Annotated in this window: 1 pseudogene; it reads right to left on the bottom strand. The window is 51.7% G+C overall.

The window, feature by feature from the left end:
* Positions 1–95: 95 nt before the first annotated feature.
* Positions 96–238 (bottom strand): annotated as a pseudogene (locus QP415_RS12855) (hypothetical protein); the annotation flags it as partial.

Raw genomic sequence — 238 nt, 5'->3', positions numbered from 1 at the left:
CCGAATAGGTTTCGTAGAGTTCCTTGTCTCGTGTCGGGGTCGTATGTTTCAGGGTAAAAATACGATTCCCAAGACTCGTAAGATTTGGGCATGTCTTAAGCACTTGTACGGGCAAGTTTCATCTGCGCGCGCACCGTTGCGTGTGCTCTCACCCGGTATTCCTCAGCGTCGATAATGCCCGCAGCGTAGTCGGTAAGGTTTTCGACATCTTCTCTGGTCAGCTCGAATCCCTCATGCC

It is taken from the genome of Pauljensenia sp. UMB3104 (assembly GCF_030217285.1).
Taxonomy (GTDB): Bacteria; Actinomycetota; Actinomycetes; order Actinomycetales; family Actinomycetaceae; genus Pauljensenia.
The sequence above is the reverse complement of the archived record's forward strand: the minus strand, read 5'-3'. Positions and strand labels throughout refer to the sequence as shown.